We start from the raw sequence: 9,216 nt of genomic DNA on the forward strand, positions 1-9,216 counted from the left end.
AGCATCGACGGCAGCCAGGATGTAGCCACGCGCAGGCAGCTGCTGGAGCAGCTGGGGTCCGGTGAGCTGAAGGTGCTCACCAGCTGCAGCCTGATCGGTGAGGGGGTGGATGTGCCCTCGGTGGGCGGCTGCCTGCTGCTGCGGCCCACCCAGAGCCTGGCGCTGCACCTGCAGATGATCGGCCGCTGCCTGCGCCCGCAGCCAGGGAAGACCGCGGTGATCTTGGATCACGTTGGCAATATCGAGCGGCTCGGCCACCACCTAGATGAGCAGGAGTGGAGCCTTGATGGCGTCAAGAAGCGGGAGCAGAGCAAGGCCCCGCCTGTGAAGACCTGCCCGCAGTGCTTCTGCGCCCTGGCCAGCACGCTCAGCGTTTGCCCGGAATGCGGACATGTGTTCCGGCCGGAGCGCCAGAAGCTGATCACGGTGGAAGGTGAGCTGCGGGAAATCAACCAGCAGGAGCTGCGCCGCCAACGGAAGCGGGAGCAGAGCCGAGCCCGAACCGCCACGGAGCTAGAGGCCCTAGGAACCCAGCGCGGCATGAAGAACCCCAAGGGCTGGGCACGCCATGTGATCGCCAGCCGCCAGACGCGAGGTCATTGGAGCCTGCTGGCGTGAGCGAGCAGGAGCTGCAGCAACGGATTCGGCTGCAGCTGGGCTCCAGTCCAGTGCGGCTGTGGCGCAACAACGTCGGTGCGTTGCGGGATGAACGCGGCCGGCTGGTGACCTATGGGTTGTGCAAAGGCAGCAGCGACCTGATCGGCCTGCGCCAGGTGCTGATCGGCCCGGAGCACCTGGGCCAAACCTTGGCCGTGTTCAGCGCCATCGAGGTGAAGGCCCCGAAGGGAAGGCTGCGGGAGGAGCAGCGCTCGTTCCTTGAGCTGGTGGAACGCTTTGGTGGCTACAGCGGCGTTGCCACGAGTGTCGAAGAAGCCGCGCGGGTGCTGAGGCTCAGCTAATCAGGCCGGTGAGGCTTGCCTCAGCACCCCCCTAACTGTCAGCGCGGATAGAGCTCATGATGCCCGTAACAGCCTGTCACGAAGCCGACCATTGGGGGTTGGTGCTTAGCAAGAAGCACGGGATACTTTAAGGGTTCCCAAACGGTAACCCTATGCAAAGCCTGCAGGACAAGCTGGATGCGGCCCGAGTGCAGTTCGGCAAGTTCCTGCGGAACTGGCGCAAGAGCAACGACTGGTCCGTCACCACCGCCCAGGACTGGGCCAAGGCCTGCCCAGGGCTGATCCCCTGGCCGCTGCGGGTCGCCGGCGGCCAGTGGGGCAACCTGGAGAACAGCAAGGTGTTGCAGCCCCAGCCCAGCACCTTCATCCAGCTGGCGGTGCTCAACGAGTGCCTGGCGCAAGAGGAGCGGGGCGCAATCAAGGACCGGTTGCTGCGCGATCGGGTGCAGCGAGCCAGGCCAGTGCTGCATGCCGACGGCCGCCCCTGGGGGGCAGAAGACTGGTTCGCCTGCTACATCGGCAAGCTGGAGGGGCCCGCCGAACTCTGGCCATGCCAGGAGGAGATCGACGCCGAGGCTGAGACCAAGCGGCTACGCAGCCTGTTCGATCAGGCTCTGGAACTGGTCGGGCTGCGGCCGGTGTCCGCCGCGATGCAGGTGTTGCGCAAGGCGGGAGATCTGCCGATGGAGCAGGTAGTGGCGATCGAGAACGCCCTGTTTGCCGGGGAGCGGCTGGGCCCGGCCCTCGTCCCGATCGCCCGTGAGGCCGTGCATGCCTGGGTGAAGGAGGTGGCCCCGGAGCTGGAGCCCAGCGAGCCTCTCAGCAAGGCGGCTTAACAGGCGCAGAGGATGCCAAAAAGCAGCCGTTAGCGCCGTCGCGTGCGCTACTAAAGGGCATTTATGCGGTACCGGAATACCTGACTTAAGGGTTCCCGAATAGATAACCGCAGGGGTAGCGTTGGCATCCTTCTTTGCAGAAAGGTGGATCAACGCGAACGAGCCTTTACGGCTTCCCTCTCCTTGCCCCCTGATTCCAAGGGGTTGCAACGCTCCGATCTGGAGCACTACATCCTGATCCAAGCCTCCTTCTCCGCCGCCCTGGCCCAGTGGCAGCAGCGTTGGCGGGAGATCACGACCGACTCACTGGCAGCCCTGGCCGGCCACGGCATCGCCATCAGCTTTCGGCAGAGCATTTGCGGGAGCTACGTGGCAACGCTGCTGCACTGCGGTGGCGGCGGGATTGATTCAGGACTCTGCCCCTCGCTGCTAGAAGCGCGGCGGATCGTCCTGGGCTATGGCCTGGAGGATGCCCCATGAGCAATTTCTCTCTGGCGGACTATCACCGCCATCCCGCCTGGTCCCCCACGGCGCTCAAGGGTGCAGTGACCGGCACGATGCGGACCTGGAGCCATCGTTTCGGGCCAGGTGCCGCAAAATTCGTTCCCTCGGCGGACATGGTCAAAGGCGATCTGGTCGATGCCCTGCTGACGCCCCCCTTCCGGATTGATGACCGGTTCGCGGCGTATCGATCAATCGCCCGCAACACCAAGATCGGCGCCGCCAACTGCGCAGAAGCGGAAGCAGCCGGACTGACGCCAGTCAGCGTCGAGATGGTTGAGCAGGCCCAGCGCATCGCTGATGCCCTCTACGCCGACCCAGTGGTGGGCGAGGTGCTGGCGGCCCTGGACCCGTCGCTCAGCCAGCAGCCCCACTTCTGGCAAGACGAAGCGGGCCGGCCCTGCCGCTGCCTTCCCGATGTGGTCACCAGCGACGGCAGGCTGTTTGACCTCAAGAAAACCCGCAGCGCCGTGCCGCGGAAGTTCTACTGGCAGGCCAAGGACCTGGCCTACGACTTGCAGCTAGCCCACCTGGCCCTAGGCCATGAGGACCGCCATGGGCAGCCGCCGCTCGAGTCCGGTGTGATTGCCTTTGAGTGGCCTAGCGATCTGACCGCCCCGATCGACTGCAGCCTGCTCATCTTTGATGGGCAAGACCTGGAAAAAGGTCTGCAGCGGCGGGAGGAGGCCTTCCGGCGGATCGCCGAATGCCAGGCCACAGGTAGCTGGCCGAGTCACGGGCGCCAGGCGTTCCGTCCTGTCTTCCAAGACTTCAGCCTTCCCGAAACCGTAGGCATTGATTTGGATTCCATTGATCTCTTCTAATGAACGACTCCGCCCTCTCCACCAGTTCAGGCCCATCACCTGCCTCAACCCTGGCCCCAACGACAGACACCCTGCAGGTATTCAGCGGTATCGCCGCCTTTGATGCCGCCCAGCGCATGGCCAAAGCCCTGTGCTCCTCGAGCCTTGTGCCCAAGGAGTACCAGGGGCAGCAGGGGCTGGCCAACAGCTTGATCGCCCTGGAGATCGCCGGGCGCATGCGTCTCTCACCGCTAGTGGTGATGCAGAACATGACGCCGATCCACGGGCGGCCGACCTGGAGCAGCAAGTTCCTGATCGCCACGGTGAATGCCAGCGGCCGCTTCTCGCCGCTGCGCTTTGTCTTTGACGCCAAGGAGCAGCCCAGCAGTTGCTACGCGGTAGCCACCGATAAGGCCACCGGTGAGGTGCTGGAAGGGGAAACCATCACCCTGGAACTGGCCCGCAAGGAGGGCTGGTGGAGCCGCAAGGACCGCCAGGGCAACGAGACCAGCAAGTGGCAGACGATGACCGGCCAGATGCTGCGCTACCGCGCCGCGGCCTGGTGGTCGAACGTCTATTGCCCGGAGATCGCCCTGGGCTTGATCACCCAGGAGGAGGCGCTCGACATCGAGGCGGTCACGGTCCGAGAAGCTGGCAGGGCCAGCATTACTGGGGCTGAAATCCAGGCGCCACCACAGGTCGCTGCGGCATGGAGCCAGGCCGCTGAGGAACCCGCTGGGACAGCCACGGCGCCGGAAAAACCCACCGCCCGGCGTACTGCAGCTAGCTCCCGCGCTGCCGCTGTACCCAACCTCTTACGCCATCGCGAAGACAAAATGATTCCACCGGAAACCCAAAACAGCGCCACTGGGCGCATCGAGTCATCCCATGGGGGAAACGCTGAGGCAGATCAAGAGGTGATCGACGCCGAGATTGTGGGCACCAGCGGGGCTGCGCCGGAGCCGGCCACCCCAGCTGAGCAGCAAGCCGGGCACCAAACCCGGCAGCAGGAGGTCCTATCGCTGCAGGCCAGCGAGACCCCTGCCGCAGGCACCCAGCCAGCACCGCGGAGAAGCAGGAGCCAGGCAGCTGCTGCCTCGGCTCCAGGCCCGGCTCCAGCTCAAGAGGCTGCCCCAGCTCCAGAGCCTGAATTGAATCCGGTGGAGGTGGGCCTCCGCCAAATCCCACACATCGCCACCCTGCAGGAGCTCGAGCGCGCCTACGGACGCATCAACCAGCTGCTCAGTGCGGGCCAGATCAACGACGAGAACGCCGAGCGGCTCTGGAGCGCGATCTCCAGGCGCCGCCGGCAGCTCGAGGACAGCGAGAGCGCCCAACAGAGCGCGGGGGCGGGGACATGAGCACCTCCCCCCAGAAGCCGCGGCCACTACGCCAGCGGATCGGCAACCACAAGAAGACCATCGCCATGAACAACGACACCTTTGAGCGGGTCGATGCCTTCGCCCGCAGGCACAACATCACCTGGAGCGGAGCGCTGCACGAACTGGTGCGCACCCATCCGCTCATCGGCCTGCCGTCACTGCTGGCGGTTCAGGAGCGCATCAAGGCCCGCACCGGCTCGGCGCTCGAGGTGGAGGCATGAGCATCAATCTGATCGTGCTGGTCGGCAATGCCGGCCGGGATCCGGAGCTGCGCTTCTTTGAGACCGGCAGCTGCATCTGCGAGTTCACCCTGGCGGTGAACCGCCCGCCGCGCGACGGCCAGCCCCAGGAGCCGCTCTGGGTGAACTGCAAGGCGTGGGGCAAGACCGCCCAGGTGGCGGGCGACTACCTGCGCAAGGGCAGCAAGGTAGCGATCGTCGGGCGGCTCGAATTCGAGCAGTGGAGTGACCGCAGCAGCGGTGAGATGCGCAGCAAGACCCTGGTGGTGATCGACCGCCTGGAGTTCTGTGAGGGCAGGAGCGGTACGCAGCAGCAAGAAAAAGCCGCCGACTTAGCGGCCTTCTCCGCTGGCCAGTCCGTCAGTGACTCGGCGTCTCAGACGGCAACCGCCGCTGCAGGGGGCTCCCGCAGTTCGAGCGCGGCGACATGGGGCGCACCCGCTGGCGTGCCAGCACCGGCGGCCCCGGCCTGGTCCACCAGCGGCCCCATCAGCGACGAGGAGGTGCCCTTCTGATGAGCCAGCACACCAACGTCCGCTTCGGCGGCAGGGGAAAGAGTCCCCAACTGCCGGCCTTCTGCCGCACCCGCCAGAGAAGCACCACCACCGTGGGGCTCAGAGCGCTGCAGCAGTTGCAGTGGTTGCTGTGGCTGCTGCTGGCGCTGCAACTGAGCACGATCCTGCTGCTGCTCAGCGGCCCGGTGCCAGCTCCCCGGAGACCGCAGGCAGGAGCACCCCTCGCCACCACTGGCGCAGCTGGCGCCACTGTCCTCTCGCCTTCTCAGCTATGAGCAGCACAACCGCTTTGGTGCCCTATCCGTTCGAGGGGCACCGCATTCGGGTGAGCACCAATGAGCACGGTGAGGCCTGGTTCGTCGCCGCTGATATAGCTGGCGCCCTTGGCCAGCTTGCGATCGCCAGGGGGCTGGCCAACCTGCGGGAGGAGGAGCAGTGCCTTTATTCCCAGGAAGGACCCGGCAGCCAGGGCTGCACTCTGGCCCTGATCAGTGAAGGCGGCCTACTGCGACTGCTGCTGCTCGGCGACAGCCAGACGGCCTGGCGGATGCGGCGCTGGCTTACCCACGAGGTTCTGCCCGCCATCCAGCGCAACCACCAGGTCAAAGCAAGGGCCCACCTTTCAGGCCCGGCTGGGGAAAAGAGCCAGACCGCGGCTGCGGTGCTGCGGCTTGCCGAGGAGATCATCGAGCTCACCGGCGTCGGTTACTCCGATGCGCTCCTCGCTGCCATTGAGGACATCGAGACCAGCACCGGCCTCCAGCTGGCCCCACTGCAACAGCTTCTGCGAGACAGCCAGTCTGCGGACTCAGCTCATTGGCCCGCTCAGCAAGGTCGTGCGCCAGTCGAGGCACGCTTGGATGCAGAGCAACTGGCCGAGCGGCTGGGCCACACGATCAGGGATATCAACCGCCGGTTGGCCGCCTGCGGCCTGCAGGTGCGCAATGACCTTGATGACTGGCAGCTCACTGCAGTCGGCTGCGACTGGGGTATCGCCCTGCCGCGCTGCAGCCGCGGCGAGCACCGGCAGCAGATCGTCTGGGATCCAGCGGTGGTGGCGTTGCTGCAGGGGGAAGGGTGATGTCAAACAGCATTGCTCTGGTCGGCCTACCCCCCGAGGGGCAGTGCGGCCTGGTGGCCCAGAAGTCGAATGTGAATCCTCGCTGTTGCAGGAGGGGCCGGTAATGGTCTCTCCAAGAGTTCGTCACAGCCGTCCGCAGCCCCCTGCCAAGCCAATCGAACTAGCCCATACCCAGGAATGGGCTGATGCACGATCGACGGCTCCGCTTCTCGGTGTGAGCGAGAAAACCCTGGGTCGCTGGCGCAAGGCCGGCTTGTTCCGGGCTGGGGTGCATTGGCGCCGCAAATTCCCAAGCAGCAATTCACCAGTTCTGTATCACCTAGAGCGCTGTAACGAAGCGATGAATGAAGCGACGGCCCGCACGCCCCATCTCCTCGAGAAAAACTGAGCCTTTCAGGCACGGCAACGAAAGCCCTGGTTCAGTCCGCTACTGGACCAGGGCCTTTTGTTGGTGTGGGCCAGGCCTAAGCCAGCTGGGATGGACTGGGATCGTCCAATGACGCCCTGAGAGGGGTCCAGCAGGGCTTGTAGGGAATCAAGCCGCCAGTCCTGCTGGTTTTGCTGTGTCCCGCTGCCAGAACTTGAATCTTGAGGAAGGCGGCGCCTGGTGGCTTTGCCCACATCTTGCCCACAAAGCAGGGGGCCTATCGGTGAAAAGTCAGTCGGGGCGAGAGGATTCGAACCTGCGACCTAGTGCTCCCAAAGCAACTGCTGCTGGCTAGTCGTGGCTAGCGTTTCTGGTCTTATACTAGTTGCTGCAACGTGTCTTGCCGCCACAAGCTGCCACAATCAGCATGTTGTGGCAGTCTCCCAGCTCCCGCTCAGCTCCCACGTCTGGCCCTTATGCCCGTCACCGTCGCCAAGTCCGGCAAGCTCGTGGAGCCATGGGTATTGGCCCTCCGCTCAACGGTGACTGCAAACCCTGGCCGTCGTTCTTGGTCACTGACAGGACATCGTGGAACTGTCAAGCTCCAGATCCGGATTGGGACATCCAGGCCATCGGTCAAGCTTCCGCTTGATTGGTGTCAGGCATCCGTCCCGGACATTGTTCGTATTTGCGATGCCATCGCCATACGTTTAGAGGCAGGCGAGAATCTCTCAGAGGCAGCTGAGGCCGTATTTCGGAACAAGCCTCACCAGCTGTTGGCAGTAGGTGCAGTCGCTGAGCACCCATGCGTAACGGGAGACTGGAGTAATGCCATGGAGAGATTTAAGGATCAAAAACTAAATCATGGAAACACGATAAAGCAAGAAACCTGGAACCTAAAGTACGAGCCAGTACTTAACGACGCTCTCCGTTTACTTAGCAGCAACTCTCCGGCCACTTCATCTGGTGAGCTTATTGAAGCCTGCATTAAGAAATGGATACCAGGATCTCGCACACGCGAAATACGTGCTCAGAACCTGGCCCAATTCCTGAGGCATTGCGTTGCACGTGAGGGCTTCCCTTCTATTTGGACGCCACCACCCAGCCTCGCTGACCTCGTTGGGCGCAGTCCCTCAGGGACCTTAAGACGAGAGGCTGCGACACTCACAGACATTGAAATCAGCAAACTTATTGATAGCTTTCCGGCCGACTCAGCCGGATCATGCTGGGGTGATGCAATTTACCTGATGGCGATTCTTGGTCTTCGTCCAATTGAGCTGTTGCACCTTTCAGTGAAGGAGGACAAAGCTGATGGAACAGAATTCTGGTGGTGCAACTACCGAAAGCGCTCCGGCGGTGGCGTAACCAACCCTCGACGATTATACCCCTTAGCTTTGCGTAATGTTGCAGTAAATGATGCTGGGGTTCGCAGCGATAGTGCATTGCTTGGTCGTTGGCGATCGGGAAATGTACTACTGCCATCCTTGTCAAGCGGTACCAGTCCAGGTGACTGTATTGCTACCTACCTGGAGCGCAGGCCATATTGGCGAGAACTCAAGGCCGCACAAAAGGAAAAGGGCGAGTCCCTTTCTCCATATTCGCTGCGTCACTCCTACAGCCTGCGGGGACATTGCCTTGGCATTGACGCCGGCTCGATGGCCATGGCTATGGGGCATACCCTCGAATGTCATCTAAGGGAATATCGGTGGGCTAGCTCAGCGAGCACTGCGGAAGCATTCGCGCGTGCCAATGCAAGCGGCCACAACTAGTAGAAAGTGGCACACCCCCATAGCTGAGATCGACTGCGCCGCAATGATTGATTCTGTCGTGTCCTACGCAGGCGAGAACTGGCACAAGGCCTTGCCCTCCGATTGCCCATCGGCCAATAAGTTCAACGAGTCCGCAACAGCAATCAATGGTTGTTGTTAGCATTAGATAATGCAATGGCTAAATTAATCTCGGATGCTCATTTGTGGGTTCCAACGACAGACTGCTGCTTTAGGATGGGAGTCAGCCGAGAGACATTAAGGCGGCTGCGTCTTGCTGGATTGCTGAAACCAGGAATTCACTACAGATCAAAAGGGTGTAGTCGCAATAGTCCACACCAGTGGAATTTAGAAGCAATCAGTTTGTCAATGTCAAAGTGGGCCAAGACTCGTAGTGCCGAGTTAAAGAAGTCGGGTTAACAATGCTATTGCTTCTGGATTGCTTGTGAGCGCCAGGCCCTGGGACCTGATCCCTCACCCAGGACGCCGCAGCAGGAAAGCCGCAGGCCATTCCCATCCAGAACCATCAGGTGTCCCTCCCAGGAGGTGACAGGCCTCAACTGCTAGTCAGATCTTCCTTAAGCGCGGCTTATTGAGGTGATGCACCGCATGCACCACCACGGTAGGTGGCGGAACTACATCATCCCAGCGCCAGGTCCGGTGTCACCGGAGCCCACGGCCAGCGGGAAACCCACCGCCCCACTGGGGGCACTCACTACCTGAGCACCCTTGAGTCCCGAATACTTCCCGATCCAGAAGCGATGGCG

At 62.6% G+C, this 9,216-nt stretch carries 12 protein-coding genes; all 12 read left to right on the plus strand.

Annotated features, from left to right (window positions below; translation table 11 throughout):
- Window positions 1–618, plus strand: a 618-nt coding sequence (locus KBZ15_RS12460) for a DEAD/DEAH box helicase (protein ID WP_261357596.1), incomplete at its 5' end; no start/stop codon positions are given.
- Window positions 615–959: a VRR-NUC domain-containing protein gene (locus KBZ15_RS12465; protein WP_254937106.1), complete on the plus strand. Its 345-nt coding sequence runs from the start codon at window positions 615–617 to the stop codon at window positions 957–959. The genes KBZ15_RS12460 and KBZ15_RS12465, both read left to right, overlap by 4 nt.
- Window positions 960–1,111: 152 nt before the next feature.
- The gene (locus KBZ15_RS12470; protein WP_255015521.1) at window positions 1,112–1,795 is read left to right on the plus strand and encodes a hypothetical protein; all 684 of its coding nucleotides are present in this window, start codon (window positions 1,112–1,114) and stop codon (window positions 1,793–1,795) included.
- 144 nt (window positions 1,796–1,939) lie between these two features.
- Window positions 1,940–2,275 (plus strand): hypothetical protein, encoded by a 336-nt coding sequence (locus KBZ15_RS12475; RefSeq protein WP_255015522.1) that lies wholly within the window; start codon window positions 1,940–1,942, stop codon window positions 2,273–2,275.
- Window positions 2,272–3,120: a PD-(D/E)XK nuclease-like domain-containing protein gene (locus KBZ15_RS12480; protein ID WP_255015523.1), complete on the plus strand. Its 849-nt coding sequence runs from the start codon at window positions 2,272–2,274 to the stop codon at window positions 3,118–3,120. The genes KBZ15_RS12475 and KBZ15_RS12480 overlap by 4 nt, the downstream gene beginning before the upstream one ends.
- Complete coding sequence (locus KBZ15_RS12485) at window positions 3,120–4,460, plus strand: recombinase RecT (RefSeq protein WP_255015524.1); 1,341 nt, start codon at window positions 3,120–3,122, stop codon at window positions 4,458–4,460. Before KBZ15_RS12480 ends, KBZ15_RS12485 begins: the two co-directional genes overlap by 1 nt.
- The gene (locus tag KBZ15_RS12490) at window positions 4,457–4,702 is read left to right on the plus strand and encodes a hypothetical protein (RefSeq protein ID WP_254930849.1); all 246 of its coding nucleotides are present in this window, start codon (window positions 4,457–4,459) and stop codon (window positions 4,700–4,702) included. The genes KBZ15_RS12485 and KBZ15_RS12490 overlap by 4 nt, the downstream gene beginning before the upstream one ends.
- A complete protein-coding gene (gene ssb / locus KBZ15_RS12495; RefSeq protein WP_254930848.1) occupies window positions 4,699–5,235 on the plus strand; it encodes a single-stranded DNA-binding protein in 537 nt (178 codons plus the stop codon). Before KBZ15_RS12490 ends, ssb begins: the two co-directional genes overlap by 4 nt.
- On the plus strand, window positions 5,235–5,510 hold the full coding sequence (locus tag KBZ15_RS12500; RefSeq protein ID WP_255015525.1) for a hypothetical protein: 276 nt from the start codon (window positions 5,235–5,237) through the stop codon (window positions 5,508–5,510). Before ssb ends, KBZ15_RS12500 begins: the two co-directional genes overlap by 1 nt.
- Window positions 5,507–6,316 (plus strand): BRO family protein, encoded by an 810-nt coding sequence (locus KBZ15_RS12505; protein ID WP_255015526.1) that lies wholly within the window; start codon window positions 5,507–5,509, stop codon window positions 6,314–6,316. Before KBZ15_RS12500 ends, KBZ15_RS12505 begins: the two co-directional genes overlap by 4 nt.
- A gap of 214 nt (window positions 6,317–6,530) precedes the next feature.
- Window positions 6,531–6,704 carry a hypothetical protein gene (locus KBZ15_RS12510; RefSeq protein WP_255015527.1) on the plus strand — a complete coding sequence of 58 codons (174 nt, stop codon included), beginning with the start codon at window positions 6,531–6,533 and terminating at the stop codon, window positions 6,702–6,704.
- A gap of 812 nt (window positions 6,705–7,516) precedes the next feature.
- A complete protein-coding gene (locus KBZ15_RS12515; protein WP_255015528.1) occupies window positions 7,517–8,452 on the plus strand; it encodes a site-specific integrase in 936 nt (311 codons plus the stop codon).
- Window positions 8,453–9,216: the final 764 nt, after the last annotated feature.

It is taken from the genome of Cyanobium sp. BA20m-p-22 (assembly GCF_024346275.1).
Classification (GTDB): domain Bacteria; phylum Cyanobacteriota; class Cyanobacteriia; order PCC-6307; family Cyanobiaceae; genus Cyanobium_A.

Bases quoted from the DNA above. Each gene is read 5' to 3' on its own strand.
- ssb (WP_254930848.1), top strand. From the start codon at position 4,699: ATGAGCATCAATCTGATCGTGCTGGTCGGCAATGCCGGCCGGGATCCG.
- KBZ15_RS12500 (WP_255015525.1), top strand. From the start codon at position 5,235: ATGAGCCAGCACACCAACGTCCGCTTCGGCGGCAGGGGAAAGAGTCCC.
- KBZ15_RS12480 (WP_255015523.1), top strand. From the start codon at position 2,272: ATGAGCAATTTCTCTCTGGCGGACTATCACCGCCATCCCGCCTGGTCC.
- KBZ15_RS12470 (WP_255015521.1), top strand. From the start codon at position 1,112: ATGCAAAGCCTGCAGGACAAGCTGGATGCGGCCCGAGTGCAGTTCGGC.
- KBZ15_RS12505 (WP_255015526.1), top strand. From the start codon at position 5,507: ATGAGCAGCACAACCGCTTTGGTGCCCTATCCGTTCGAGGGGCACCGC.
- KBZ15_RS12490 (WP_254930849.1), top strand. From the start codon at position 4,457: ATGAGCACCTCCCCCCAGAAGCCGCGGCCACTACGCCAGCGGATCGGC.
- KBZ15_RS12485 (WP_255015524.1), top strand. From the start codon at position 3,120: ATGAACGACTCCGCCCTCTCCACCAGTTCAGGCCCATCACCTGCCTCA.
- KBZ15_RS12515 (WP_255015528.1), top strand. From the start codon at position 7,517: ATGGAGAGATTTAAGGATCAAAAACTAAATCATGGAAACACGATAAAG.